This window comes from Thermonema sp., assembly GCF_026003375.1.
GTDB classification, from domain to species: domain Bacteria; phylum Bacteroidota; class Bacteroidia; order Cytophagales; family Thermonemataceae; genus Thermonema; species Thermonema rossianum.
This window is the reverse complement of the sequence record NZ_BPHD01000003.1, coordinates 40,005-66,454: the sequence shown is the minus strand read 5'-3', so window position 1 is coordinate 66,454 and position 26,450 is coordinate 40,005. Positions and strand designations below refer to the sequence as shown.

Sequence of the window (26,450 nt, the reverse complement as noted above, 5' to 3'; positions counted from 1 at the left end):
CCTTTTATTGACGCGCTTTTACGATATCTACAAAACTACGGGCGTTGAGTGAAGCACCTCCAATCAGTCCGCCGTCTATATCAGCTTGTGCAAACAATTCAGCGGCATTTTCCGGCTTGCAGCTCCCACCATATAAGATGCTCACTTCATGTGCCAAAGCATCGCCATAACGCCCGGCAATGAGCCGGCGGATATGCGCATGCACCTCTTGTGCCTGCTCCGGCGTAGCGGTTTTGCCCGTTCCTATTGCCCACACCGGCTCATAAGCAATCACAATGCGTTTCCATGGCTCCGCATCTAAGGCGAAGAGGCTCTCCCGCAATTGGGTTTCTACATACTCAAGATAAGTGCCCGCTTCGCGAATAGCCAAAGGCTCGCCACAGCAAAAAATAAGCTGCATGCCGTGTTCCAATACCCGGTGTGCCTTTTTTGCCAACAGGTCATGTCCTTCGGCATGGTACTCGCGGCGCTCGCTGTGCCCTACTATCACATAGTCCACGCCCACAGATTGCAACATGGCTGCCGACACTTCGCCGGTATATGCCCCCTTTTCATGCGCCGAGCAGTCTTGTGCTCCCAAGTAGATATGTTTTTCACGCAGTGAACCAATAAGTTTGTGCACCGGGTATAAGTGGGTGAAAGGCGGAATCAGTACGACATGTACCTCGCCGTTGGTTTCGTCTTCTACCATGTGAATCACTTCCGATGCCAAAGCTTGCCCTTCGGCAAGTGTGGTATTCATTTTCCAGTTTCCGGCTACTATTTTTTTTCTCATGATTTGTGTATTTTCATTTGAAGTTATTTGCTGCATCTTCAAGAGAACAGGTGCATAATACTCAATTCACAAAAATGCTTATTTTTGAGTAAATACAAACAAGTAGCCCTTACACATGGAAAAAATACTACGTAACATATTAAAATGGCTGGGCGGTCTGTTCAGAGTAAACTCCATCCGGGGACGTGTCATTTTGGGTGGTGTTACTGCCGTGCTCGTTTTGTTATTGTTCAGCGCGCTGCTTATTTGGCGCCTCAATGTGATTCTTGACAAGAGCAACGCCCTGAGTCGCCTTTATCATCCAACCAACCAATACGCTTTGCAATTAGGACAAGGAGTAGATGGTTTGATGAGTCGCTTGCAAGCGCTGGTCTATCCTTCCTCCATCAGCATCCCCAACCAAGAGAATCAAGAACTGCGCAATTACCTGGAAAAGCAGGTACAGGCTTCCTTTGCCCGGTTGCAAACTTTGATAGAAAAGCAAAACTCGCCGGAACTGGATGCCATCCTCGAAACACTGAGCAACCAAATAGAGCACTTCAATCAACTGGCAGAAGATGCCATCGAACTCAACCAAGAGCAAAACCGGCAGTATTTGTACAATAGCCAAGCCCTCAATGCGCTGCAAAGCGAGCAACGCTCCGAAGACATACGCATACAGTCGGTGCGTGCAACTACTGTCTTTAACCCCAAGCTGGCTTTTTTGGTCAACGGCTCACTGCGTGACGTACAAAGCTCTATCAATATTTCTTTGGAAAAGCTTATACGCGCCAATAGCCGCGCCATCAAAGAACTAGATGAAGGATTACAGAAAGAAAGCACCCAATTCAACTGGGTAGAAGTGCTGGCAGTATTGGCCACCCTTCTTTTGGTGCTGCTGGTAATGACGACCGTCATCCGTCTCATTGACCGTGACCTGGTGCGCATTCAGGCTCAAGCCAAGCAACTGAGTGTGGGGAATATTCCCAAAGCCACTTATACCCGCAGCCAAGAGCTCAACCCCATTGCCACACACCTCAATACCTTGGCCAGACGCCTCAAGCAACTCAAGGAATATGCCTTGCAGGTAGCAAAAGGAAAATACGACGAATACGAAGAGCTGTTTCCGAAAGAAAGCGAGCTGGGCGAAGCGCTTTACCAAATGCAACAAGGCTTGCAGTCCATATCCAAGCAGGAAGCACTCCGTGCCTGGCGCAACGAGGGTATCGCCTTGTTTTCGAATATCCTGCGTGAAACCAACGACCTGGAAAAGCTGGGCAATCAGCTCATCAAAAACCTGGTGCAACGCCTGCAAGCCAACCAAGGCGGCTTATTTATTGCCACGGGCGAAGAAGTGGGCAAAGAAGATAAGCTGGTGCTTATTGGTTGCTATGCCTATGACAAGCAAAAATACCTAACCAAAGAGGTTAAAATAGGCGAAGGTCTGCTGGGGCGTGTATGGAAAGAAGCCAAGTCGATTTACATTACCAACATTCCGCCCAAATACCTTGAAATACGCTCCGGTTTGGGTGGTGCAAGCCCCAAGTATTTATTCATTGCTCCCATGAAGGTAGGCAATAAAGTAGAAGGGGTCATAGAGATAGCTTCTTTTCATGAAATTCCGCAAGAATATCGCGACTTTGTGGAAGAGTTAGGCGAAAGTATAGCAACCACCTTTGCCAACATCAAAGCAGCCCAACGTACTCAGAAGCTTTTGCAGGAGCTGCGCGAAGCCAACGAACTCATGCGCGAACGTGACGAAGAAATGCGCCAAAACTTGGAAGAGCTGCAAGCCACACAAGAAGAGATGGAGCGCGCCCAACGCGAAATTGCAGCCAAAGAAGGCAACCTCAAAGCTTTGTTGAACAACACCTCCGACGCTATCATGGCTTTGGATACGCACTATCGCATTACGTTTATCAACAATGTGATGAAGCGCCTTTATGAATCTTTTGGCATCTATTTGGACGAAGGGCGTATTTTGGAAGACCCGCTTCCCGGGCTTAGCTGGAAAGAAACCCAACGCGAGGTGAAGCGCGCCTTGCAAGGGGAGCGCGTAACGCTCTTTACCGAACAAACCATGCGTGGGGAGTTGTATTACTACGAAATACACCTTAATCCCATTTATAACGAGCGACAGCGCATTTATGGCATCTCTGTTTTCATTACGGATATCACCCAACAGCGAAAAGCCGAATTGGCGTTGCGCACCAAAGAAGCCAACCTCAACTCTTTGATTAACAACACCGAAGACTCGATTGTAGCCGTAGATAAAGATTTCAAAATATTGGTATTTAACGAAGAGTTCAAACGCCGGCGCCAAGGTATTCCCGTGAAAGAAGGCGATGACTTCCTTCCTTTCATCCCCGCCGACCGGCGCGAAGAGTGGCGTTTATGGCTGGAGCGCGCCTTCCGTGGCGAACGCTTCCAAAAAATCATCAAGCGCGAAACCGAAAAACGTGTCATCTACCGGGAATATTCCTTCAACCCCATTTTAAACGAAGAGGGCGAAGTGATAGGGGCGTCTGTCTTTTCGAAAGATATCACCGAATCCAAGATGGCAGAAGCAGAGAACCAGCGCATCATACAGCAGCTGTTTGAGCAGCGCGCCCAGCTAAAATCACGTATCGAAGAGCTTGAAAAGCAACTGGCAGAACTGCAAAGTTCATCATAAACCATTCCCTTTTCATAAATTTACAAAAAGATAATGCCGGTTTTTTTTATCATTATTGCCGGCATTGTTTTTTTGTCAAAAAAAAGATGATGCAGCTCTTGATTCTCTCTTTACTCCACTTGATTATGAACACTTTATACCCTGCCCTCGAGCAATATCTTCAAAAAAGAAGCAGCGAATTCAATCAAATCAGCCACGAACGCAAAGAGCAGTTGCGCACTTTTGCAGAGCATATCCGGCAACTGCATCATAAACAGGGCGAAGTGCCCATCACTTTTATTTGCACCCACAATTCGCGACGTAGTCACTTCGCCCAAGTATGGATGACCGTTGCTGCTTATAATGCAGGGCTTGACTACATACGGTGCTACTCCGGTGGTACCGAGGCGACCGCCTGCAACCCACGCACCATTGCAGCCCTGCAGCGTGCCGGTTTTCAGGTAAGTACACGCCGGGACGGCGACAATCCGCATTACCAAATCCGCTTTGCCTCTGATGCCCCTGCCGTCATAGCCTATTCCAAAGTATATGACGCTGCCGAAAACCCACAAGAAAGGTTTATTGCCGTAATGACCTGCTCGCAAGCCGATGAAGCATGCCCGGCAGTGCGCGGGGCTGCCGCACGTGTGGCGCTTCCTTACGAAGACCCCAAAAAAGCCGACGGAACACCACAAGAAGCAAGCACCTATGATGCGCGTTGTGCACAGATAGCCCGTGAAATGCTTTATGTGGTTTCTTTACTCGCACCGGCGAAATAAAAATTACCGGCGCCCTCCGCGCATATAGCGGCGGCGGTTGCGTTGGTAGTCTTCAAACAAATAGTCGCCCAGCCCCTGCAATGAGCTGTAATAGGCACGCCCCCCATTCACTTGGGTGAATTTGCGCACAAACTCCTGCAAGTAAGGGTCGGTGGCTATCATGAAAGTGGTGATGGGAATGCCCAAACGACGACACTGCTTGGCTAAGTTCAAAGTCTTATTCAATATTTTCCGGTCTAAACCAAAGCTATTTTTATAGTAACGGATGCCCTCTTTAATACAAGTGGGCTTGCCGTCCGTTATCATAAATATTTGCTTATTGGGGGTTTTTCTGCGTCGAAGCAGGTCCATGGCCAACTCCAAACCGGCCACCGTATTGGTATGAAAAGGACCTACCTGCAAGTAAGGCAGGTCTTTAATGGAGATTTGCCATGCATCGTTGCCAAAGGCAATGATATCCAAAGTGTCTTTTGGGTACTTCCGCATAATCAGCTCTGCCAATGCCATGGCTACTTTTTTGGCAGGTGTAATGCGATCTTCGCCATAAAGAATCATGGAGTGCGAAACATCAATCATCAATACGGTAGAGGTCTGCACCTGCTGCTCCTGTTCTCTGACTTCCAAATCTTCCTGTGTCAATAGGAAGTCATCTATGCCATGGTGCACATATGCATTACGCAACGACTCGGTCATAGCCAGCTGCTGCAAATCATCACCAAACTCATAGGGTCGCAATTCCGGCAACATTTCCCCCGAGTTGCTGCCGTCATGGGCTGTCCGGTGGTTGCCGGCTTTGCCTCTTTTCAACTTGCCAAAAATTTCTTCGAGCGCCTGCTGCCGGATGGTGCGCTCGCTTTTTGGGGTGATGATGAGCTTTTCTTGCCGTTGTTCTTCTTTAATGTATCCCTTTTTCTTGAGGTCTTCAATAAAATCACCTATGCCATAGCGGTCATCGGTGAGCCCATATTTTCGGTCAAGGTTATTCAGCCAAGCCAGTGCTTCCGCCACATCGCCGCCGGTAATGTTGATCAATTCCAGGAAAATTTTCAGCAGCTGCTCAAAACCGGCTTTAGAGGTTTGTTTTGACTTTTTTGAATAGTGAGAGAATAAAAAGTGGCTCATGGTCAGTACTTTATTTTAAGAACAGGGAGGCAAGCCTTTTGGTTTGCTTGCAAAAACTACTTTTTTATCAAGCCTGACAAACGCCAATGCCGCACCCACAGCGATAGCCACAAAGCAGCCAAAACAAACAAAGCCAAACGCCCTAAGTAATCACCGTAGCGACTGTAAAAAGTCAGCTCGTTATTCAATATCAAGGTATCGCGGATGGAGACAGGCACCCAATAAGGGGTGGACTGAAGCACCTCACCCTTCGTATTGATAAAGGCAGAAATACCTGTGTTGGCGCAGCGTGCCACTGCCCGCCTGTGTTCTATTGCCCGCAGACAGGCATAGCGCATATGCTGTTTGTAACCGGGGGTGTCGCCCCACCAACCGTCGTTAGTAATGATACACAGCAGGTTGCCCCCCTTCTGTACATATTCGCCCACGTATTCGCCAAACACCGACTCGAAGCATATGATAGGTGCATAGCGCGCATTGCCATCTGTGAATACTGTGCGCTCTGCTTGCTTGCCATAACCGCCGGAAGTGCCCCCCAAATCTATCACTAAATTGGAAAGCCACTGAAAAGCAGCCGGATAGGGCATGGCTTCTACCATGGGCACCAGCTTGGACTTATGATAAAAAGCCAGTGTATCTTGTTTTAAAAACATGGCTGTATTAAACACATCGTAGTACCCCAACCCCTCTTGATAACGTGCTGAGGCAGGTGGTAGCTCATTTTTGTAAAAGCGAGCCGTGGTCAGTCCTGTAATCAATGCGGCTTGGGGGTAGGCGCTCATAAAGTTTTTGATTTGACGAATGACCGCATAGTTATGAATGTTTTCCTCCCACAGGGCATCGTCGATGGCGGTCTCAGGCCACAAAATCAGGCGGGTATTGGGGGTTATCTGCTGTTTCGACAACTCCATGAAACGCCGGATTTGTTCAGCAAAGGGAATAAAGTTGGGGCTGTCGGGAAACTTCTCTTGATAAGGATCAATGTTGGGCTGCATCACCACTACCTCTACCGTTTCGCCTTTTGTTTCATGGCGTGCTGCCAGCCAGTAAGAAACACCTATGGGCAACAAGATGAGCAAGGCGGTATAGAAAGCATAGACACGGCGGTTGTGTGCAAGCCGGCTTGTGAAAATACGCATAGCTACCAGGTTGGTCAACAGTACCCACAAAGTGCCCCCCAAAACGCCTGTAAATTCATACCACTGCACCCAAGCCGGCACTAAGGCAAAGGCATTGCCCAGCTGCAGCCAAGACCAACTGAGCTCCCAGTTCAAATGCAGGTATTCGAAAGTGAGCCATGCCAGCACAAAAGTGAGCTGCATGCGTGCCGGGTCTGCTTTGCGTGCTATAGACATGGCCACCACTACCGGCAAACACATCAGCAGTGCATTGGCCAGCCATGCCCCCACCGCACCGCCGGCACTGGCGTTCCATATCCACCAGGTGGTTGCTATATTCCAAAGAGCAAAAGCAAGATAGGTGGCTGCCAGTAACCGCTTGCCGCCAAGCAGCTTCATGCGATAAGCATGCAACAGGCGCAGAAGCGGCACGAACGCAAAAAAGATGCTTATATGCAAATAAGGAACATACCATGCAACAGAAAACAGAAGAGCCGCCAAAGCTGCATAGCCATAAACATAGAGCGCGGGCAGTACGGTAGCTTCATGTTGTTTCATCGACGACCGGGAAGTTACAGTTGAATCCATAGATTTTTACTTTGCCTTAAAAATATAAAAGCCGCTGATATGTAGCGGCTTTTATCACTCTTTTCTTATTCCCTTTAAGGAATAGACTCTATCGTCACATCCGGGTTGATTTGATAGCTGATAGTAGCTTCTGTGGTTTGTCCCATTAAAGAAAGCTCTGCTTTCACAGGCAACTGAAAACCTTCCACTTCGGCATATTCCAAATACTTCGCAGTAGTACCGTCAGCATCTATCGTCTGCAGCAGCAGTCCGCTTTCTTTGTCATAGTAACGCTTTTCTTTGACACCTTCCGGCGATTCGTAGGTGATTTCCAAAACCACCTTTCCATCCATTGTCTTAGCATCGGTCAGGGTAGCTTTGTAGCCCAGCTTCTGGTAATCACGCTCTAAAAGCACATAAGTGCCGGCTTTGGCACGCTTATATACCTCATCTTCGGGGTTATCTATTACTCGTTCGCCTTGCGGGGTCTTGTTTAGTACTTTTTTACCATCGAAACGAATAAGCTGCAAGCCAAAAGGTGTTTTCACTTTTGTTTCAAAGCCTTGTGCGGTGCGTACGGTTACAGTCTCTATTTGCAAGCCTTGAATGGTAAAGCTCACACTTTGCTGCAGGCTGCGTATATCGCTAATATTACGGGTACCGGCAATGGCACGTAAGTATTGATTGATAACGGTAGCTGCACTCACGCCCTCCAAAGAGGCAAGGTCAACCCCTTTATATTCATTCCCGAAGGCGTCGTAACGTTTCACGGGCCCAAAGCGTGCCAACTTGCTTTGCAACACATCTATATCGCCCACGCCAATGATATAAGCATTGGAAGGCAGGAAGTATTGTCTTGCTACGAACTGTACTTCCTGGGCTTTGATTGCTTCCAAGCGCGGAATGTAGGTAGTATAGTATTCTGCCGGCAAGTTATAGATGGCTGTGTTGATGGCAAACTGCGCAATGGTCTCGGGGCGCTCCAATGAGCGCGCAAAGCTGCCTATTAAGATATTTTTTGCACGCCGCAACTCATCTTCAGGCACCACTTCATTACGCATGCGCTCCATTTCCTTAATCATTTCTACCATGGCGCTATCGGTAACGGCATTGCGCACATCGGCAGAAGCTATAAAATAGCCGGCCCAGCGGTCGGGTATCAAACGGGAATAAGCGCCGTAAGTATAGCCTTTGTCTTCACGCAAGTTACGGAAAAGACGCGCATTGGCATTACCGCCCAAAATTTGGTTTGCCAAGCGTGCCACCAAGTAATTCTTGTCTGCCAAGTTGTATTTGATAGGATAAGTCAGACGCAGAACACTTTGCACGGCACCCGCTTTTTCTGCAATAGCCACTTGCGTGGCTTTGGGCGGTTGAGGCACCGGCAAGTACTCGGTAGGCACATTGCCTTTTTCCCATGCACCAAAATATTTCTCTACCAGACTTTTGGCTTCATCCAAGGTAATGTAACCCACAAATGCCATGTAAGCGACATTGGGGCGGTAATAGGTCTGATAGAACTTCACAAAATCGTCCCGGGTAATGTTCTTTACAGTTTGGGGCGTTGCCACCTCGCCATAAGGATGCTTGTCGCCAAACGACAAGCGACGCCGCAGGTTATCGGCAATGGCTTCCGGTGAATCTTGCACAGCCTTTAAGTTAGACAAGGTGCGCTCTCTAATTTTCTCCAGCTCTTCTTCCGGGAAAGTAGGCTTCAACAGTATTTCGGCGGTCAGATCCAAAATGGTAGGCAGGTGTTTTTTCAAAGTAAACACCGAAAAGTAGTCACTCCCGAAAGAGATATTGGCGCCATAAAAGTCAATCTGTTCATCTATTGTGGCTTTATCTTTCTTTTCGGTACCCGCCATTATCAGCTCGCCAAACATATCCAGGAAGCCGGCCTTGTCGCCTTGCTTTACAGGCGGATAGTCGAAGGCAGTGTAAACGGTTACTTTGGGCAAGGTTTTGTCTTCAATAACAAATACCTTCAAGCCATTGGGCAAAGTAAACGACTGGTAGGGCTTGAGCTGAAGGGGCGGAAAGCCCTCTGCTTTCGGGGGGGTAGTAGGGTATTTCCGGCCTTGAGCCCAGGCAGCTGTGCCAAAGAGGCTCAACAGTATCAATGAGAGTAATATTTTCTTGTTCATGGCGCTACTTATTTAGATTGTTCTTCTGACTTAGGCAACCAATAAAGGGTTACACGGTTTTCTTTCACCAAATACTTATTGGCTACCCGCTTGATGTCGTTCGGGGTTACTTTTAAATACTGCTGTATTTCGGTATTGATGAGATTGGCATCGCCAAAAAAGGTGTGATAATTGGCAAGGCTTTCGGCTATGCCTTCCATAGTGCTGTTCCGGGTATAGTATTCTGTTTCCAGCTGGTTACGCAACTTTTGAAACTCCTGGAAGGAAATGCCTTCCCGCTTGATTTTCTCATATTCTTCTTCCAAAGCTGCTTCCAGCTCTTCGGGGCTGACCCCTGCATTGGCAATTCCGTAAATGATGGATACCGAGGGGCTGTCTTCCAAACCAAAGGGGAAGGCGCCTACTGCCAATGCTTTTCTCTTTTCATTCTTCACATAACGGCTCAGACGAGAGCTCTCGCCTTGCGAAAGCAACTGCATCAGCATGTTGACTGCATAGTAGTCGGGCTCTTTGATGGAAGGGGTGCGGAAAGCGTGCACTACTGCCGGCAGTTGTACGTTGTCATACACCACGTCGCGCACTTCGCCCCCCAATGGCGGTTCTTCCACATTGGGGCGGGGCACTTTTTTGCCCTTCGGTATGTCACCAAAATAGATTTCTATGGTTTTCTTGGTTGCTTCTACATCGAAATTACCGGCAATTGCCAAAGTAGCATTGTTGGGTACATAGAAGGTCTTGTAGAAGTTTTTAAAATCTTCTTCGCTGGCGGCTTCCAAATGCTCCATATAGCCTATCACAGGCCAGCGGTAAGGATGTTTTTTGTACACCCGCTTCATGGTTTCTTCTACCAGACGCCCGTAGGGCTGATTGTCCACACGCAAGCGGCGCTCCTCTTTCACCACTTCGCGCTGCGTTTCAATGCCCTTCATATCTACTTTAGCATGACGCAAGCGCTCGGCTTCTATCCAGAGCGCAAGGTTTAATTGATTGGCAGGCAATACTTCATAGTAGTAGGTGCGGTCATACCAAGTATTGGCGTTGTAGGTAGCCCCTGCCTCGGTAAGCAGCTTGTCCAGCTCGCCGCGCTCTATGTACTTGGAACCTTCAAACATCAGGTGTTCGAAGAAGTGGGCAAAGCCGGTCCGCTCCGGGTCTTCATTTTTCGAGCCCACATGATACATCATGCCGACTGCCACCACCGGCACGTCGGTGCGTGGATACAGTATGACATGCAGCCCATTGGGTAAGTCATACTCCTGAAAGTCTATCTTCATCTGCCCTGCACAAGGAAGCCAGGCGCTCCCTGCCAGCAGAAACAACCATAATGCAACTATTCTTCTCATGGGATTGATATTTTTATGCAATTCAAATCTAATTTCTTTCGTATTAAATTCCAAAACTTAACAATTATTTAAGATTACTACAAAAAAAGGCACGGTCTTTTTACGACCACGCCTTTTTGCCAAATTAGTTGGAAGCATATTTAAAAGTCTTCATTTAAGGTAAACTTTTGATCATCTTTCTTGGACGACACCCCTGCTTTGCGGTATTCCGATACTCTTTTTTCAAAGAAGTTGGTTTTTCCTTGCAATGAAATCATATCCATGAAAGGGAAAGGATTGCTGGCATTGTAATGCTTTTCCTGTCCCAACGCCACCAATAAACGGTCGGCCACAAACTCTATGTATTGAGCCATCAGGCGGGAATTCATACCGATAAGGTCAACCGGCAGCGCATCGGTGATAAACTCTTTTTCAATAGCCACGGCATCGGTGATGATTTCGAGCACACGTTCCGGGCTTAATTTATTTTGAATGTATTGATTGTAAAGCAAGCAAGCGAAATCGCAGTGCAAGCCCTCGTCACGTGAAATCAGCTCATTGGAAAACGACAGCCCGGGCATCAAACCACGCTCTTTAAGCCAGAAGATGGCGCAAAAACTACCGGAAAAGAAAATACCTTCAACAGCCGCAAAGGCTATCAAACGCTCCACAAAATTGGGGCTTTCAATCCAACGCAGTGCCCATTCGGCTTTTTTCTTCACGCAAGGCACGGTCTCTATGGCATTGAAAAGGTGCTCGCGTTCGGCACTGTCTTTAATATAGGTGTCAATAAGCAGAGAATAGGTTTCGGAATGAATGTTTTCCATCATTACCTGAAAACCATAGAAACAACGTGCTTCGGGCAGTGTGACTTCGCGCATGAAGTTGAGCACCAAGTTTTCATTCACGATGCCATCGCTGGCAGCAAAGAATGCCAACACATGCGAAATAAAGTGGCGCTCTCCTTCATTCAAATTTTCCCAATCGCGCAAGTCTTGCGACAAGTCTATTTCCTCGGCAGTCCAGAAACTGGCTTCTGCCTTTTTATACATCTCCCATATTTCATGGTGCTTGATGGGGAAAAGTACAAAGCGGTTTTTTTCTTCTAAAAGCAACGGCTCGTTGTGTGTGTGGCTCATATGCAAATATCTTTTGTTTGGTTATGAAACTGTTCCTTTTGTAGATACTTATTTTCAGGCGTTTTTGTTTAATTTGTCATCACAAGACATAACAAATATACACAATCCGTGCTTTCTATGATATTGCGCAAAACCAAAAAAGACGCTTCCGGCAAGCCTTCCCTCTATGAATTCACGCTCCACGAAAAGCGCCCTTCATGGTGGTGGGCTGAATGGCTGGCACTTGGCTTGTCTTTATTCGCATTTTGGCGTTTCCGTAGTCCTTTCGTCAAACTGCTAAGTGTGGGCAGTGTCGCTTGGTTCAGCACACAAGCATGGATGCAGCTCAAACGGCTGCAGCTGCAGCTTACGGCCGAAGGGCTTAGCGTGCGCGAAGGCATCATAGGAAAAAAATACTTTTTCGACTGGGCAGATATCAAGCAAGCACAAATTTTAAAAGACAACAAAACATTGCCGTTTGGCTATCCCAGTTTATCCCAAAAGGTCATTCAGGAAGCCGATAGCATCCTGCTGTGCCATAGCAAAGAAAAAACAGCCCTCAAGATTTCGGCTTCCCACTTTGGTGCCGGCCAATTTGGGGACTTTCTGCAGCGCCTTTATCGCGCCTTGCAGTGGCACAGCACCAACCGCGTGGAAAAAATAGACTACCTTATCGGCAAAATACAAGAGCATAAGCAGCAAGACTTGCAAATTATGCGCGAACTGGAAGACGCCCTTTTTGAAGCATACCGGACAGCCTATCAACCCATCTACCTTCAAGAGGGCAAGCAAGCTTCACAGCCTCTGTGGATATACCGCCGCGGCCAACACCCCATTGCCTTTTATGCAGACCACCCACAAGCCAACGTAAGTGAAGAAACGCGCCAAGTGGCAGAAGAGCTCATCAAGGTAAGCCGCGAAAATATGGAAATCGTCAAAACACGCTTGGCTTACTATGACAGCGTCATTCAGGTGCTTACAGAAAAACGCAAAGAGGTAGAACAACAGCAAAAACTTAAAGAAGTGGCGGGCAAATTAAAAGCCATTCAGGTGCGCAACCTCAAAAAGCAAGAAACCCTGCAAAGCAGCGAAGAAGACAGCCTGATGGTCGAAAACCTCATGTTGTTGGATGAACTTACTTCCAAGGTTTATCAAATTGAAAACCTGGAAGATTCATTCTTGCTTTCGCAGTATATCGAGCAGCTCAAGCCCGAAGCGCTGGCACACAACCAAGTATTGCGCGAGCTAAACGAAAAACTACAGGACGGACACAACTAAAAACACCTTGCACTTAAATCATAAATCGAATATGAGTTATAGCATATCCTCAATCACCATGGAAGACAGTTTGGAATTTGCACGGCAAATGGACAGCCGGGACCCCTTGCGCCGGTTCAGGGAAGAGTTTCATATTCCACGCCGCGAAGGACAAGAAATCATCTACTTGTGTGGCAATTCGTTGGGGCTGCAGCCCAAGCGGACGGCCCGTGTCATAGAGCAAGAGATGGAACGCTGGCGCACCCTGGCCGTCGACGGGCACTTTGAAGGCGAAACCCGCTGGTTCGACTACCATAAGGCGCTGCAGCCCATGCTTGCCCCCATAGTGGGCGCCCACCCCGATGAAGTCACCATCATGAACAACCTTACGTCCAACCTGCATTTCATGATGGTGTCGTTTTACCGCCCTCAAGGCAAGCGCTTCAAGGTGCTGATGGAGGCGGGCGCCTTCCCCTCGGATCAGTATGCCGTAGAAACACAGGTGCGTTTCCATGGCTACAAGCCCGAAGAAGCCATTGTGGAAGTAGCCCCTCGCGAAGGCGAAACTTTCCTGCGCACCGAAGACATAGAGGCAGCCATACGCCGCGAAGGCGATAGCTTGGCATTGGTGCTCTTCGGCGGCATCAATTACTACACCGGGCAAGTGTTCGATATGGAACGAATTACGGCTGCCGCCCATGAAGCAGGCGCAATGGCAGGCTTCGACCTGGCCCATGCCGTAGGCAACGTGCCTCTCTGCTTACATGACTGGAATGTGGATTTCGCCGTATGGTGCTCTTACAAATATTTGAACTCCAGCCCCGGTGGCGTAGGTGGTGCCTTTGTGCATCGCAAGCATCATCATGCCGATTTGCCCCGCTTTGGCGGCTGGTGGGGACACAACGAAGAAGAGCGCTTCTTGATGAAAAAAGGATTCAAACCCATCACCACTGCCGAGGGATGGCAGGTAGCCAATGAGCCCATTTTACTGATGGCTGCCCATAAGGCTGCTTTGGAAATATTCCAAGAAGCGGGCTTTGAGCACCTGCGCGAAAAAAGCAAAAAACTGACCGATTATCTGCTGTTTTTCATAGACAACTACTGCAGCGACAACCTCACGGTACTTACCCCCCGTTCCTACGAAGCCCGGGGCTGTCAAGTGTCGATCTACGTGCACCGCGACGGGAAAAAAGTATTCGATGCGCTGCAGGCCGCCCATATAGTAGGTGACTGGCGTGAACCCAACGTGATACGCTTAGCCCCCGTACCTCTTTATAACACCTTTGAGGAAGTATATCGCGTAGGGCAAGTGCTCAAACAATTTTAGTAGAACATAGCCCCCAAAGCCGGGGGCTTTTTCACTTCTTTTTTTCCCCTCATTATTTCACGCCCTCCTTCCATCATTTCATTTTTCCCACTGTCATCTCGATTATCATCTCCTATCATTTCGAGCGCAGCGAGAAATCTTTTTTGCTTCTTGCGGCTTGGTTCGACGAGATCTCTCACTCGCTTTGCGAGTTCGAGATGACAAAAAGCAGAAGTAAACTTAACTTGACGAGATGTCTCACTTCGTTCGACACGACAAAAAGACATTTACATCTTCTTTTCATCTTTTAATCCTTCGTTGTTACTTTTTATGCCTTACCTATCATTTCTAAATACCTCTTGTGATTTTGAAATACTCCCTTTACCGCTTCAAGCTTTCCTCTTGCTATTTCGTTCTTCCTTCCTGTCATTTCGAGCGCAAGCGAGAAATCTTTTTTGCTTCTTGCGGCTTGGCTTGATGAGATCTCTCACTCGCTTTGCTCGTTCGAGATGACAAAAGATGCTAATACATCACAAAGCATTGCCAATAGATAGGAATCAGCCTTGTTTATCAAATCTCATCATTTAAAAATCGCCATTCCGGATTAAAAGAGTTAATAAGAGCTTCCTTTTTTGCCCTTCGCCATTTTTTAATCTCTTTTTCACGGGCAATGGCGTGTTCTACGTACTCAAACCTTTCCCAGTAAACCAAAAAGTAAGCATTATATTTCCCGGTAAAATGACTTTTGGTAGTGTAAGCATCCAGCTTATGCTCATAAAGGCGCCTGCGTAAATCGTTCGTAATACCTACATATAAAACTTTCTTGCTTTTGTTCGTGGTAATGTAAACAAAGTAATTGTGGCAACCTAAAGGTTTCATATAAACATGAAAGAAAAAGGCGTTTTTAAGGTCGCTACAAAGAGCAGATACGTGTTGTTCCTATTCCAAGATAATGACTATCATTCTTTTTAAAAAGAAAACGGGTTATTTTGGCATTTTATTTATGCTTGTATCACTCTACTCTTTTGAAGTTCCCTTCTTGTCATTTCGAGCGCAGCGAGAAATCTTTTTTGCTTCTTGCGGCTTGGCTTGATGAGATCTCTCACTTGCTTTGCTCGTTCGAGATGACAAAAAGCAGAAGTAAACTTGGCTTGACGAGATGTCTCACTTCGTTCGACACGACAAAGGCAGAAGCAAACTTGGATTGACGGGATATCTCGCTACACTTCGTTTCGCTCGACAGAACGAGACACAAAGAGCTGTTTTATTTTTTAACTTTGTTTTGAAAGTTACTATCACAACTATGAGCAAAACACTCAGCCGCTTCCAAAAAGAAGCCGAAGCCAAGGTATTCGACGAAAAGCACCGCCGGACCATACGCTTCAACATGGGCAAGTATGAGCAAGCCGTGCAAAAGGGCTTGCAGCAATATAAAGACCATGAGCTGGCGCGCAGCCGGGCTGCTTACATCAAGCAAGAAGCCATTGCCCACCTCGACGACCTGCTGGTGCAGTTTGAACAAAACATCACCAAGCGTGGTGCCAAAGTGCTCTGGGCAGATACCTCAAAAACCGCTCTGCAATATATCGCAGAGATATTCGAGAAGCACCAAGCCAAAGAAGTGGTCAAGTCCAAATCGATGGCTACCGAAGAAATCGGGCTTAATGAGTTTTTGGAAGAACGCCAAGTGCATGTATATGAAACTGACTTGGGCGAATTCATCGTGCAGCTGGCAGGTCAAAAGCCCTACCACATCGTGACGCCTGCCATGCACATGTCCAAAGAGGATATCAGCCGCCTGTTTTCCGAAAAATTGCACATAGAACCCACCGACGATGCCCAAGCACTGACCCATGCCGCCCGGCGCATGCTGCGCGAAAAGTATGTGTCGGCAGAGGTGGGCATTACCGGTGCCAATTTTATCATTGCCGACATAGGAGGCATTGCCATCACCGAAAACGAAGGCAATGCCCGCCTGTCGGTTACTTTTCCCAAAGTGCATATTGCCATTGTGGGCTTGGAAAAAGTGCTGCCCCGCCTCGAAGACCTGAGCCTCTTCTGGCCTCTTCTGGCTACCAGCGGCACCGGGCAACACCTGACTGTATATAACAGCGTCATTACCGGACCCCGCCAAAGCAAGGAAAGCGACGGACCCGAAGAAATGTATGTGATTCTGTTGGACAACGGGCGCACCGAACTGCTGGCAGACCCCGCCAAGCGGCAAGCGTTGCACTGTATTCGTTGCGGTGCCTGCCTCAATGCCTGCCCCGTTTACAAAAACATAGGCGGACACACCTACGGCAGCACCTACAGCGGTCCCATAGGCTCGGTGATTACCCCCTACTTCAAAGGCATGAAAGACTACAAGCACCTAAGCTATGCCAGCTCTTTGTGCGGTGCCTGCAGCAGCGTGTGCCCGGTAAAAATAGAAATTCATGACTTGCTTTTGCTCAACCGGAAGAGCGCCGTGGAAAAGAAACTGGTGCCCTTTGCCGAACGCATGGCTTTCAAGTTGTGGAAAAAAGCCATGCTTAACCGCCGGCTCATAGATATGTGGGGCGCCGGCATTAAAAATACCGTATTGCGTCGCGTATTTAAAGACAGCTGGGGGCGCTACCACACCCCCATACAGGTGGCACCACGCTCGTTTAAACAACTGTGGCAAGAACGTATTGCCAATGCTAAAAAGACAAAGGTATGACCTTTTTGAATCCATCTTTTTTGTGGGCTTTCGCCCTGCTGCTTGTACCCCTTGCCCTGCATTTGTTCAACCTGCATCGTCCGCGCAAGGTCTATTTCACCAATGTGCGCTACCTGCAGCAGCTCGAAACCCAAACCAAAGCCATGCGCAAACTGCGCGAATGGCTTGTGTTGTTGTGCCGTATGTTTTTTTTGGCAGCCCTTGTGATGGCATTTGCCCGCCCCGTATTGCCCGGCGAATACGCCGAAAGTGGACATGGACAAGCACTTCACAGTTTCTATATCGACAATTCTTACAGCATGCAACGCCCCGGCGTGGGCAGCGACCTCAACCTGCTTACACAAGCGAAGGAACAAGTAACGGCACTCAGCCATAGCCTGAATACCGGAGGGCGTTTTCAACTGTTGAGTAACGCTTTCGACAGCCGTGAAGCCCAAATCTATGAAGCCGATGAGCTGAGCGAAGCACTGGCCGCCATGCGTTTCAGCCTTTACCGCCCTGCGCTTGGTGACGTACTGCGCCGGCAGGAAAAGCTGGCTCGCAAGCGTTTACCTCATGCGCGTGCCCATTTGTTTTTGTTCAGCGACTTTCAAAAAAACAGCGCTGCCTCTCTTTTCAAATATACTTTTCAAAAAGACATACACTACCATTTAGTGCCTTTGCAGGCTGCACCTGTTGCCAATGTCAGCATCGACAGCGTGTGGCTGGGCGCTCCTTTTATTCAGAACAACAGCATCAACACCCTTTACTTCAAACTACGCAACCACAGCAGCCGCGAAGTGCGACAACTGCCCGTGCAGCTTTTTCTACAAGACCGCGCCATAGCCGGCAAAAGCGTGGATTTGGCTGCCGGTGAAAGCCGTACGTTTTCCGTCGAGTTCAGTTCCAACGAAAGTGGCTGGCTGCGCGGCAGGTTGCATATCGAAGACACGCCCATCACCTTCGATAACGACTACTATTTCAGCTACAATGCCCGGCGCCGCCTGCAGGTCTTGTATCTGCATGCCGGCAACGAGCCCAATCCTTATTTGATGGCAGCCTACAATGCCGAGCCACAAATACAGCTGCAACACAGGACATTCAACACACTGAATGAAGATGAGCTGCGCGAGGTTGATTTGCTCATCGTGGAAACCCATGCGAACATGGGCGGAACCCCCATAGAGCGCATCCGCCGCTTTGTGGAAGAGGGGGGCAGCCTGGCGCTCATTCCTGCCCAAGGCGCACCGCCGGCTTTCTTGTCATCATGGGGCATTCAGCTGACACAGGCGGCCACACTCCCCCCTGACAGCAGCTTGCAACTGCGCGCCGAAAGCCTGAATCATCCTTTTTTTGAAGGCGTTTTCAGTAAGAAAACCAACAGCACCGTTATGCCTCTTGCACGCCCTCTATGGATATGCAAGGGGGGCGATGCGATTTTGAAAATGCAAAACGGCGAAGCTTTTCTCAGCATGTACCGCCTGCAAAGCGGCAAAGTGTACGTGTTTGCCGCCCCTCTGCAAAGTCAATACACCAGTCTGGTAAAACATGCACTCTTTGTGCCTGTATTGTACCGTATGGCACAAACAGCTCCCCAAAGAGCATTGCTCTATGCCTACCGCAGCAACGAACGCAGCCTGTTGTTGCCTGTGGGCGTGCAGCCGGCAGCCGACCGCCCCCTTAGTTTACGACGCGAACAAGAAGAATGGCTGTTGACCCCGCAATTGCTGGGCAAGCGCTTGCGTATTGACCTGCCCACAGAGAGCCTGCAAGCCGGCTTTTATGCCCTCACCTATGCTGCCGACACCCTGGCATTGGTAGCCTTCAACGTGCCTGCCGAAGAGTCAGACATGGAAACAGTCTCGGCGGACAGCCTCGCAGCACTCGCCGATTCGCTCCCCAATGTGCATGTATATGCCGGCAATGAACAACAAGCCTTGGTGCAGCAATACCGTGCGCAGTTTATTGCCACACCTTTGTGGAAATACTTTATTGTAGCAGCCCTTTTATTTTTGCTTTGTGAAACCTTAATCATCAGACTATGGAAATGACTATAAAAAACATCTTGATGGCGCTACTCGCCGCCACTTTGCTTCTTGCCTGCGACAGCTCACAAGAAAACAGCCCGGAACAAAACCTTGCCGGCACCTGGCGTTTCGTGTTGCACTCCGACGGTGGTGCCATGCCCTTCAACATGGAAGTATTTGAAGAGAACGGGCAGCTCAAGGCTTTCATCCGTAACGGTGAAGAGAAGTTGTTGCTTGACAGCATACAAACCAAAGGCGACTCGGTCATTATGCCGCTGCATATCTTCGATGCAGCCCTTTTGGGCAAACGCCACGGAAGCGACACGCTCGAAGGTCAGTTCGTGAAGTTTTACGCCCCGGATAAAGCGGTGCCTTTCACTGCTGTACGCGGGCAAAACTACCGTTTTTTCCCCGACTCCATGAGCGTGGCTCCTGCTTTTGATTTTTCGGGAAAATGGGAAGTTACCTTTACGGAACCGGATGGCAGCACTTATCCCGCGGTTGGTATCTTCCAACAAAGTGGCAATGCAGTTACGGGCACTTTTCTCACCGAGACCGGCGACTATCGCTATCTGGAAGGCAACGCTGCCGGCAAGGCGCTCTATCTGTCTGCCTTCGACGGCAACCATGCATTCTTGTTTGTAGCTACCAGCGAAGAGGGCACACAGCTGAAAGGCGACTTCTGGTCGGGCAAGGACTACCACGAAACATGGACCGCCATACGCAACGACAGCGCCGCGCTGCGCAACCCCTATGAACTTACCTACCTCAAAGAAGGCTATGACAAAATAGATTTCACTTTGCCCGACTTGGACAGCAACCTGGTGTCGCTTTCCGATCCGCGCTATCAAGGCAAAGTAGTGATTCTGCAACTGTTTGGCTCTTGGTGCCCCAACTGTATGGATGAAACCGCTTTCTTGGCAGACTGGTACCGCAAAAACAAAGACAAGGACATAGCCATTATCGCGCTGGCATTTGAGCGAAAGCCGGATTTTCAATATGCCAAACGGATGGTAGAGCGTGTAAAAAAACGCTTCGGCGCCGACTATGATTTTCTGATTGCAGGCACCAACGACAAAGGCGAAGCCGCACGCGTGCTGCCCATGCTTAACCATGTGATGTCGTTTCCTACTACCATCTTCATAGACAAGCAGGGCAAGGTAAGAAAAATACACACCGGATTTTACGGACCCGGCACCGGCGAATATTACGAGCGCTGGCGCGAAGAATTTAATGCTACGATTTCAGAACTTTTAAATGAATAATTTCGTAAAAAAAGCATCCGGCAAGCGGTTACTTTTGAGCTGCTATTACGTCTTAATACATAAACAACCCTAAATCACTTTAAAACTATACACTTATGGAAAGAAGTAATAAGTCTGCTCAAAATGACCGTAATATTGAAGAATTGCAAGAAAGCATTATAGAGTTGGTACGTGCATGTAGAAACAAAGAGCTTCTGGAGCAGCTGCTCGAGCAGCTGCTGCCACAACTGGATGTTGCTGCTTCGTCGCAGCCCAGCCGGCGGTGGCATGATTAACCCTCAACAAGCTTAAGCACAAAAGGGACGGCTGCAAACCGTCCCTTTGCTTTTTTCAAGGCAGTGCGCCCTACACCTTCATGATTTCCTGCTCTTTCTTCTCGAACAGCTCATCCAGTTTAGCTACATATTTGTCGGTGAGCTTTTGCACTTCCTCCTCACCACGCTTGATAGAGTCTTCGGGGATGCCTTCTTCTTTCAGTTTCTTGATGCTGTTGTTGGCTTCTTTGCGTATGTTACGCACACTGATTTTCCCTTCTTCTATCTCTTGCTTTACCTGCTTTACCAGCTGCTTGCGACGTTCCTCGGTAAGGGGCGGAAATGCCAAAATGATGCTTTCGCCGTTGTTCTGAGGATTTACCCCCAAATCGCTGGCTTGAATCGCTTTTTCTATATCATTGATAAGCCCTTTTTCAAAAGGACGTATGCTGAGGGTGCGCCCGTCCAAACTGTTGACGTTTGCCACTTGCGTTAAAGGCACCTGTGCACCGTAATATTCCACGGTAATGCCTTCCAAGAATTCGGGCGTTACACGCCCCGCTCTGATTTTGCTTACTATGTCTTGGGTGTGGTCCAGCGCTTTCTTCATGCGCTCTTCTGCATCTTGCAGATACATTAAAATCTCTTCTTCCATAGGATTGTCGTTTTTTTAAACTAAAAACATTGATTATGAATCGGATGAAATGAGCGTGCCTATGTCTTCGCCTTGCACCAAACGGTAAAGATTGCCCGGCTTGTTCATATCAAACACAATGATGGGCAAGTTGTTTTCTTTACACAGGGTAAAGGCAGTCAAATCCATTACACTCAAACCGCGGGCATATACTTCTTCGAAAGTGATGGAAGTAAAACGCACAGCGGTCAGGTCTTTTTTCGGGTCGGCAGAATAAACGCCATCTACCTTGGTGCCTTTCAGTACCACATCGGCTTCTATTTCAATGGCACGCAAGCTGGCTGCCGAATCGGTGGTAAAATAAGGGTTGCCCGTTCCGGCGGCAAAGATAACCACGCGTCCTTTTTCAAGATGGCGAATGGCACGACGGCGAATAAAAGGCTCGCAGACCTGCTCCATACGAATGCCCGACATCAGACGCGTATAAACGCCCTGCTTTTCAATGGCGCTTTGCAGTGCCATGCCATTGATGACGGTTGCCAGCATGCCCATGTAGTCGCCCTGCACTCTGTCTATGCCCGAACGCTCCGCTTCGCTTCCTCTGTAAATGTTGCCTCCGCCTATGACAATAGCCACCTGCACCCCACTTTCTACCACACGTTTAATTTCTTTGGCGTATTGCTCCAAGCGCTCCGGATTGATAATATACTGCGGGTCGTCGCCGCTTAAGGCTTCGCCGCTAAGCTTCAGCAGAATGCGTTTATATTTCATTGAGAATCAATTTAGGATAGGACACTGCCGGCAAATATACATCAAGCCCAAGTATTTAGCAATAAAGGTTCGGTGGATTGCCCCGGCTTTTTCAAAAAATGTAACTTGTGGTGCCGGCACTTCGTGAAGGAAGAATAGCAATATCAGACCTATGCCCAAACGATTATTGATTTTGTTTTTGTGTTGGATAGCCGCTGCCCCTTGCCGGGCACAGTACACGGCTTTTTCTTATCCGTGGCAGGCAAGCCTGTGGCACAACCCCGCAGCCGCAGCCGGCACGCATGCCCACCATGCACAGATGAGCTACCGCCACCGTGCCCCGCGCCTTGAAGGCGGCATTGCCGGCATGTATGTGCAGTATGCGCACACCTGGCAACAGGCACGCACTGCCTTGGGCAGCTGGGCAATGCTCGAACAGGCCGGTAGCGGGCGCTTCCGCCAACAAGCCGTGGCACTGTCGCTTACTCACTTTGTGCCCTTGCACAAAAGTGTCATTTGGCGGCTGTCGCTTGAAGGCAGTTATTTACAGCAAACGCATGGTTTCGGGCAATACACCTTCGGCGACCAACTATCGATATGGGGCAATACGGGGCAGGCTTCTGCCGAAAGCTTTCCCGATGAGCGTTTGCACGCATGGAACCTGCACGCCGCCACCTTGTTGCACACGCCTTCGTTCTGGATAGGTGCTTCGGCGCGCTATCTAAACCAAGCCTTGTTGCGGGGCAGTGGCGCTGCCTACCGGCTGCCTGTTTACTGGCAGGCACAAGCAGGGGCACGCCTCGACCTGCCCGCCTACCGCCGCACAGCGGCACTGTTGCCTTGGGCAAGCTATCGCCGCTATGCTGCCTATCAAAGCCTGGACGTGGGCATTTGGGGCATACTCTCGCCTTTGCAAGCAGGAATTAGTGTGGAATCGCTGCCCATAGACGGCGGCAACGACAGCCGCTTGTTTCTTCATGCCGGTATCGACTATGAAGGGTACCGTTTCATTTATAGCTTCGGCAGCCCTGTGGGCGCGCAAGCGCTTGCCGGGCACGTGCACGAAGTAGGGTTTAGTGTCCGGTTTGGTGAAAGTGCCCGCCGCAGTTACTCCCGCAGCCCGCTGCCCCGCTTGCCCTATGAACCCTCACCCTGATGCTTGTCATTTCGCTTTTTGCGGGGGCTTTCGTAGCTTTGGCAGAAAGAAAGCAAACGTCATACTCATGGGGGACACCATACGCATAGGCACGCGCCGCAGCCAATTGGCGCTGTGGCAAGCCGAACACGTAGCGCAGCTGCTGCGTCAAAAAGGGGTGCAAGCCGAATTGGTTGCCATCGAAACCAAAGGGGATAAGATTCTGGACCGCTCTCTGTCGAAGATAGGCAGCAAAGGCGTGTTTACCGAAGAGCTGGAAGCCATGCTGCGCAGCGGCGACATACACCTTGCCGTACACAGTGCCAAAGATGTGCCCTCTACCCTTCCCGACGATTTGGAACTGATTGCCTTCAGTGAACGGGAAACCGCTTATGATGTGCTCGTCAGCCGGCAGAAAAACCTTTCTTTACAAACTCCTTTGCGTGTAGGCACCTCTTCCACACGCCGCCGGGCGCTCATCCGCCGCTTTTTTCCTCATTGGGAAGTAGTAGATATACGCGGCAACTTGCAAACCCGCCTCCGCAAGATGGATGAAGGCGTGTGTGATGCCCTCTTGTTGGCTTATGCCGGTGTGCATCGCATGGGCTATGATACGCTCATTGTGCACCGCTTCGACCTTGAAACATTCACCCCGCCCGTGGGGCAAGGGGCACTGGCAATAGAAGCCCACAAAGAGCTGGCGCCTGCACTGCGCCAAGGGCAGTCATAGAAGCCGTAAACCACCCCCCCACGGCACACTGCCTGCATGCCGAACGTGCTTTCCTTGCCCGCTTGCAAGGCGGCTGCAGTGTGCCTGTCTTCGGGCATGCATTTCACGAAGGCGGGCAAGTCACACTGCTGGGCGGCATGGCAAGCCTCGACGGGCAAACAACTGATTCAAGACAGCATCAGCGGTGGCACGAAGCCCCCGAAGACAGCAGGTACCCGGCTGGCAGAACGCCTCTTGAAAGCCGGTGCCGGCGATATACTCAAAGAAATCAAAGCGCAGTTGTAAGACAGTTTTTTGATACACTTACAAGGCTTTCTCTCTTTTACTCATAGACGACAAAAGCAGGTACCCCCCAACAGGACACCTGCTTTCTCCGGCAAGAATGCCTTGAAGTCCTACTTGCCCATACGCTGCTCTATGTCTCCCTTATCCAAACGACCGTCTTGCGAGTCGGCAATGCGGCTGCCAAAGGTATAGCGCACCCGCAGTTGCACATAACGGACATCTTGATACATGCTTTGTTCAGATATTCTTGAATACATAGTCGATTCCAAGCGGTATATATAGTTCCTTCCGAGGTCGTTCGAAGTCAGGCTGAGCGTCCAATCGCCAAAGCGGTAGTTAACGCCCACATAGGAATAAAAGAGCGATGATATCTGGGTATTCATTTCATTAATCGGTCCTTCGAGGCCGGCTCCCACATCCACACTCAACACCTTGCCCTCTTTTTGAACAGGCACCAAAGTAAGTGTACCCGATGTGCCCCAAGTAAAGTTGAGGGCATCCGAAATGACGCTCTTGTAAGCACTGTAGGGTAAATATTGGAAAAAAGCCCCCCCCGCATAAAGATTAAGTTGCCCCCGCTCTTGCCAAAAACTTGCGGTATAGTCGCCGAAAATACCACCTTTATGAAAATCGGCAGCATTGAGGCGTTTGTCAACGTTGTTGCCTTCCCCGTCTTCCAAAAGCATCTGTGCACTTTTCCGCCCCTCGTATCGCCAAAAAAGCCCTAAAACAATTTTTTGCCGGATGACATGTGACAAAGTATTGCGTATACTATAAGAAGGTTGCAGAAAGGGATTGTTCTCTACGTAATAGTTAGGCGCCGAATAGAAACGATAGGGGTTCAACTCCCAAAAGGCAGGGCGCTGAATGCTGCCCCGGCTCTGCAGTTGCCATATATGATTTTCGTTTTGAACAAACAAAATGCTCAAATCCGGCAGCGGGTTAAAGTAGGTATTTTCAAACTTACGCACGCCATTCAAAAAGCCCTCATTGAAGGTGTTCTCCACACGCAAACCTACTTTCGACTGCCAGCGCTCCGACCACTGCTTCTGCCACGACACATAGGGTGTAAAGTAATACTCACGGTAATCATACACGAAGGTATTCTCTTCCTCCGGCACATAAGCTGACTGCTGCCACTGCCACCAGCGTGTGTCGTTTCCGTTCACCGCATAAGCCCCGTAAACACCCGCCATCAATACACTTTTTTCTGATAAGGCACGCTCATAATCCACTTTGTTGTACAGGCTGCGTATGCTTTGAGCCACATACTGACGCCGGCGTTCGTCATCGTTGCCCAAATAATCCTCATAATTCATGATGCCTTCGTTTTCGCTGTTGTAGTAGCTGAAAGCGGTATTCAGCGTGAGCTTCCCTTTGCCCAGAGGTTGCTCGTAGAACAGCCCCAAAGTCCCCTCGCCTTCACGCTCCAGTTTGGAATTGTCTTGCTTGCCCATGGCTACGGTCTGCACGCCATTGCCTGTATATACTTCTTGCCGGAAATTGTTCAACTCCCGGGAAGGTGCGCCTTGGTTAGTTCTATAACTTCCCGACGCCTGCACCTCCCACACCTGACCCGAAGGCTTGGCATGAGAAGCTATCCAAGTAAGCGAAGTACTAAGCCCCCATCTGTTTATCCAGCGTTCATCATTGTAAGAAGCGGCACTTCCATCCTGCTCCCGGATATTGTTCTTGTAAATATGGTATTCTACATCATTGTCGGCATGAAGCATCAAGGTAGAGTTCCATTTCCCTTGTTTTGCCCAGGTAATGTCGCCGCCTTGCGAATTGAAGGTCCTCTGCATTGTCCATGCATTCAAATAATAGCGCGAATACAAACTGCCCTTGCGCAAATATATCTTCACGATAGCCACATCGCCTTGCTCATCATACTCGGCGCCCGGGTTCAACACCAGCTCCACCCGCTCTATCTCCTCGGCAGGCAGGCTCTCCAGCAGTGCCTTTATCTGCTCTTCCGATAAGAACGAACGCCGACCGTTCAGATAATACACCGTCCGTCCTTTGCCCACTACCTCCGGCAAAGCGTTTGGCTTCCTGCGCAGCATCGGCAAGCGTGCCAACGCCTGTTGGGTCGTCAGCCCCTTCAAGGCTTCGGTATTTGCCCAACTCATTGTCATGCCGTCGGCTGTGGGCGTTATCAATGGCTTGGATGCCGTGACTTCCACCCCTTCCAACTGTATGCCCGGCTTCATGCGAATCGCCAGATTGGTGTCTTGGCTAATCTCTAACTGCCGGTAATAATCTTCATAACCCACATAGCTAATCAACAAATGATAGACACCCGATTGTGGCACCTGCAGCTGAAAGCATCCCCGCTCATCGGCTGCCGTCGATAAGTTCACTGATGCCGAGTCGGTCAGCTGCACGGTAGCATAAGGCAAGCCGCCCTCTTCGTCTTGCACACAGCCGCTCAACTGCTTCTGCGCCCAAAGGTTCCGTAGTGGCAGAACCGCAAACACAAGAAGTAAAAGTGCTTTTTTCATGTTTTTTTGTTTTGCGTTTAAAGATTCAGTGAATGATGATGAA

The 26,450-nt window shown here is 49.2% G+C and carries 22 protein-coding genes; 11 read left to right on the top strand and 11 right to left on the bottom strand.

Annotation, left to right across the window (positions count from 1 at the left end; translation table 11 throughout):
• Nucleotides 1-4 precede the first annotated feature (4 nt).
• Nucleotides 5-775 carry a triose-phosphate isomerase gene (gene tpiA, locus QVE43_RS09845; protein ID WP_288006668.1) on the bottom strand — a complete coding sequence of 257 codons (771 nt, stop codon included), beginning with the start codon at nucleotides 773-775 and terminating at the stop codon, nucleotides 5-7.
• Nucleotides 776-890: 115 nt separating this feature from the next.
• Here tpiA and QVE43_RS09840 point away from each other — a divergent pair, with 115 nt between their 5' ends.
• Both QVE43_RS09840 and QVE43_RS09835 read left to right on the top strand, forming a co-directional pair.
• Nucleotides 891-3,428 (top strand): PAS domain-containing protein, encoded by a 2,538-nt coding sequence (locus tag QVE43_RS09840; protein ID WP_288006665.1) that lies wholly within the window; start codon nucleotides 891-893, stop codon nucleotides 3,426-3,428.
• Nucleotides 3,429-3,514: 86 nt separating this feature from the next.
• Nucleotides 3,515-4,186 carry a low molecular weight phosphatase family protein gene (locus QVE43_RS09835; RefSeq protein WP_288006662.1) on the top strand — a complete coding sequence of 224 codons (672 nt, stop codon included), beginning with the start codon at nucleotides 3,515-3,517 and terminating at the stop codon, nucleotides 4,184-4,186.
• A gap of 3 nt (nucleotides 4,187-4,189) precedes the next feature.
• On the opposite strand, the gene QVE43_RS09830 is transcribed toward QVE43_RS09835, so the two are convergent.
• From QVE43_RS09830 to QVE43_RS09810, 5 genes are all read right to left on the bottom strand, one after another.
• Nucleotides 4,190-5,308, bottom strand: coding sequence for a VWA domain-containing protein (locus tag QVE43_RS09830; protein ID WP_288006659.1), 1,119 nt, complete (start codon nucleotides 5,306-5,308; stop codon nucleotides 4,190-4,192).
• Nucleotides 5,309-5,364: 56 nt separating this feature from the next.
• Nucleotides 5,365-7,014 carry an apolipoprotein N-acyltransferase gene (lnt, locus tag QVE43_RS09825; protein ID WP_288006657.1) on the bottom strand — a complete coding sequence of 550 codons (1,650 nt, stop codon included), beginning with the start codon at nucleotides 7,012-7,014 and terminating at the stop codon, nucleotides 5,365-5,367.
• Nucleotides 7,015-7,088: 74 nt separating this feature from the next.
• A complete protein-coding gene (locus QVE43_RS09820; RefSeq protein WP_288006654.1) occupies nucleotides 7,089-9,140 on the bottom strand; it encodes a pitrilysin family protein in 2,052 nt (683 codons plus the stop codon).
• An 8-nt stretch (nucleotides 9,141-9,148) separates the two neighbouring features.
• Nucleotides 9,149-10,483, bottom strand: coding sequence for a pitrilysin family protein (locus tag QVE43_RS09815; RefSeq protein WP_288006652.1), 1,335 nt, complete (start codon nucleotides 10,481-10,483; stop codon nucleotides 9,149-9,151).
• A 140-nt stretch (nucleotides 10,484-10,623) separates the two neighbouring features.
• On the bottom strand, nucleotides 10,624-11,601 hold the full coding sequence (locus QVE43_RS09810) for a ribonucleoside-diphosphate reductase small subunit (RefSeq protein WP_288006650.1): 978 nt from the start codon (nucleotides 11,599-11,601) through the stop codon (nucleotides 10,624-10,626).
• 117 nt (nucleotides 11,602-11,718) lie between these two features.
• Here QVE43_RS09810 and QVE43_RS09805 point away from each other — a divergent pair, with 117 nt between their 5' ends.
• Nucleotides 11,719-12,858 (top strand): hypothetical protein, encoded by a 1,140-nt coding sequence (locus QVE43_RS09805; protein ID WP_288006647.1) that lies wholly within the window; start codon nucleotides 11,719-11,721, stop codon nucleotides 12,856-12,858.
• Nucleotides 12,859-12,889: 31 nt separating this feature from the next.
• Nucleotides 12,890-14,164: a kynureninase gene (kynU, locus tag QVE43_RS09800; protein WP_288006645.1), complete on the top strand. Its 1,275-nt coding sequence runs from the start codon at nucleotides 12,890-12,892 to the stop codon at nucleotides 14,162-14,164.
• Here kynU and QVE43_RS09795 read toward each other — a convergent pair.
• Entirely contained in the window at nucleotides 14,161-14,430 is a 270-nt protein-coding gene (locus QVE43_RS09795; RefSeq protein ID WP_288006643.1) for a hypothetical protein, read from the bottom strand. The two genes, kynU and QVE43_RS09795, sit on opposite strands and share 4 nt — an antisense overlap.
• A gap of 283 nt (nucleotides 14,431-14,713) precedes the next feature.
• A complete protein-coding gene (locus QVE43_RS09790; protein WP_038031065.1) occupies nucleotides 14,714-15,022 on the bottom strand; it encodes a GIY-YIG nuclease family protein in 309 nt (102 codons plus the stop codon).
• Nucleotides 15,023-15,446: 424 nt separating this feature from the next.
• Between QVE43_RS09790 and QVE43_RS09785 the strand changes: the two genes are divergently transcribed.
• From QVE43_RS09785 to QVE43_RS09770, 4 genes are all read left to right on the top strand, one after another.
• On the top strand, nucleotides 15,447-16,844 hold the full coding sequence (locus QVE43_RS09785; RefSeq protein ID WP_288006638.1) for a LutB/LldF family L-lactate oxidation iron-sulfur protein: 1,398 nt from the start codon (nucleotides 15,447-15,449) through the stop codon (nucleotides 16,842-16,844).
• On the top strand, nucleotides 16,841-18,874 hold the full coding sequence (locus QVE43_RS09780) for a BatA domain-containing protein (RefSeq protein WP_288006635.1): 2,034 nt from the start codon (nucleotides 16,841-16,843) through the stop codon (nucleotides 18,872-18,874). The genes QVE43_RS09785 and QVE43_RS09780 overlap by 4 nt, the downstream gene beginning before the upstream one ends.
• Nucleotides 18,865-20,115: a peroxiredoxin gene (locus QVE43_RS09775; RefSeq protein WP_288006632.1), complete on the top strand. Its 1,251-nt coding sequence runs from the start codon at nucleotides 18,865-18,867 to the stop codon at nucleotides 20,113-20,115. Before QVE43_RS09780 ends, QVE43_RS09775 begins: the two co-directional genes overlap by 10 nt.
• A 95-nt stretch (nucleotides 20,116-20,210) precedes the next feature.
• Entirely contained in the window at nucleotides 20,211-20,390 is a 180-nt protein-coding gene (locus tag QVE43_RS09770; RefSeq protein ID WP_288006629.1) for a hypothetical protein, read from the top strand.
• 70 nt (nucleotides 20,391-20,460) lie between these two features.
• On the opposite strand, the gene frr is transcribed toward QVE43_RS09770, so the two are convergent.
• Both frr and pyrH read right to left on the bottom strand, forming a co-directional pair.
• Nucleotides 20,461-21,024 carry a ribosome recycling factor gene (frr, locus tag QVE43_RS09765; RefSeq protein ID WP_038031077.1) on the bottom strand — a complete coding sequence of 188 codons (564 nt, stop codon included), beginning with the start codon at nucleotides 21,022-21,024 and terminating at the stop codon, nucleotides 20,461-20,463.
• 33 nt (nucleotides 21,025-21,057) lie between these two features.
• Complete coding sequence (gene pyrH / locus QVE43_RS09760; protein WP_038031079.1) at nucleotides 21,058-21,774, bottom strand: UMP kinase; 717 nt, start codon at nucleotides 21,772-21,774, stop codon at nucleotides 21,058-21,060.
• A 151-nt stretch (nucleotides 21,775-21,925) separates the two neighbouring features.
• On the opposite strand from pyrH, the gene QVE43_RS09755 reads away from it, so the two are divergent.
• The 3 genes from QVE43_RS09755 (at nucleotide 21,926) to QVE43_RS12555 (ending at nucleotide 23,950) form a co-directional block, all read left to right on the top strand.
• The gene (locus QVE43_RS09755; RefSeq protein WP_288006627.1) at nucleotides 21,926-22,909 is read left to right on the top strand and encodes a type IX secretion system membrane protein PorP/SprF; all 984 of its coding nucleotides are present in this window, start codon (nucleotides 21,926-21,928) and stop codon (nucleotides 22,907-22,909) included.
• A gap of 67 nt (nucleotides 22,910-22,976) precedes the next feature.
• The gene (hemC, locus tag QVE43_RS09750) at nucleotides 22,977-23,618 is read left to right on the top strand and encodes a hydroxymethylbilane synthase (protein ID WP_308445317.1); all 642 of its coding nucleotides are present in this window, start codon (nucleotides 22,977-22,979) and stop codon (nucleotides 23,616-23,618) included.
• Nucleotides 23,619-23,698: 80 nt separating this feature from the next.
• Complete coding sequence (locus tag QVE43_RS12555; protein ID WP_308445316.1) at nucleotides 23,699-23,950, top strand: hypothetical protein; 252 nt, start codon at nucleotides 23,699-23,701, stop codon at nucleotides 23,948-23,950.
• Nucleotides 23,951-24,013: 63 nt separating this feature from the next.
• On the opposite strand, the gene QVE43_RS09745 is transcribed toward QVE43_RS12555, so the two are convergent.
• Nucleotides 24,014-26,407: an outer membrane beta-barrel protein gene (locus tag QVE43_RS09745; RefSeq protein WP_288006624.1), complete on the bottom strand. Its 2,394-nt coding sequence runs from the start codon at nucleotides 26,405-26,407 to the stop codon at nucleotides 24,014-24,016.
• Between the last annotated feature and the right edge of the window lie 43 nt (nucleotides 26,408-26,450).

Bases quoted from the DNA above. Each gene is read 5' to 3' on its own strand.
- pyrH (WP_038031079.1), bottom strand. From the start codon at position 21,774: ATGAAATATAAACGCATTCTGCTGAAGCTTAGCGGCGAAGCCTTAAGC.
- QVE43_RS09835 (WP_288006662.1), top strand. From the start codon at position 3,515: ATGATGCAGCTCTTGATTCTCTCTTTACTCCACTTGATTATGAACACT.
- hemC (WP_308445317.1), top strand. From the start codon at position 22,977: ATGGGGGACACCATACGCATAGGCACGCGCCGCAGCCAATTGGCGCTG.
- QVE43_RS09775 (WP_288006632.1), top strand. From the start codon at position 18,865: ATGGAAATGACTATAAAAAACATCTTGATGGCGCTACTCGCCGCCACT.
- QVE43_RS09805 (WP_288006647.1), top strand. From the start codon at position 11,719: ATGATATTGCGCAAAACCAAAAAAGACGCTTCCGGCAAGCCTTCCCTC.
- QVE43_RS09790 (WP_038031065.1), bottom strand. From the start codon at position 15,022: ATGAAACCTTTAGGTTGCCACAATTACTTTGTTTACATTACCACGAAC.
- QVE43_RS09745 (WP_288006624.1), bottom strand. From the start codon at position 26,407: ATGAAAAAAGCACTTTTACTTCTTGTGTTTGCGGTTCTGCCACTACGG.
- QVE43_RS09830 (WP_288006659.1), bottom strand. From the start codon at position 5,308: ATGAGCCACTTTTTATTCTCTCACTATTCAAAAAAGTCAAAACAAACC.
- QVE43_RS09820 (WP_288006654.1), bottom strand. From the start codon at position 9,140: ATGAACAAGAAAATATTACTCTCATTGATACTGTTGAGCCTCTTTGGC.
- tpiA (WP_288006668.1), bottom strand. From the start codon at position 775: ATGAGAAAAAAAATAGTAGCCGGAAACTGGAAAATGAATACCACACTT.
- kynU (WP_288006645.1), top strand. From the start codon at position 12,890: ATGAGTTATAGCATATCCTCAATCACCATGGAAGACAGTTTGGAATTT.
- QVE43_RS09770 (WP_288006629.1), top strand. From the start codon at position 20,211: ATGGAAAGAAGTAATAAGTCTGCTCAAAATGACCGTAATATTGAAGAA.
- QVE43_RS09755 (WP_288006627.1), top strand. From the start codon at position 21,926: ATGCCCAAACGATTATTGATTTTGTTTTTGTGTTGGATAGCCGCTGCC.
- QVE43_RS09795 (WP_288006643.1), bottom strand. From the start codon at position 14,430: ATGTCTTTTTGTCGTGTCGAACGAAGTGAGACATCTCGTCAAGTTAAG.
- QVE43_RS09785 (WP_288006638.1), top strand. From the start codon at position 15,447: ATGAGCAAAACACTCAGCCGCTTCCAAAAAGAAGCCGAAGCCAAGGTA.
- QVE43_RS09810 (WP_288006650.1), bottom strand. From the start codon at position 11,601: ATGAGCCACACACACAACGAGCCGTTGCTTTTAGAAGAAAAAAACCGC.
- QVE43_RS09780 (WP_288006635.1), top strand. From the start codon at position 16,841: ATGACCTTTTTGAATCCATCTTTTTTGTGGGCTTTCGCCCTGCTGCTT.
- QVE43_RS09840 (WP_288006665.1), top strand. From the start codon at position 891: ATGGAAAAAATACTACGTAACATATTAAAATGGCTGGGCGGTCTGTTC.
- lnt (WP_288006657.1), bottom strand. From the start codon at position 7,014: ATGGATTCAACTGTAACTTCCCGGTCGTCGATGAAACAACATGAAGCT.
- frr (WP_038031077.1), bottom strand. From the start codon at position 21,024: ATGGAAGAAGAGATTTTAATGTATCTGCAAGATGCAGAAGAGCGCATG.
- QVE43_RS09815 (WP_288006652.1), bottom strand. From the start codon at position 10,483: ATGAGAAGAATAGTTGCATTATGGTTGTTTCTGCTGGCAGGGAGCGCC.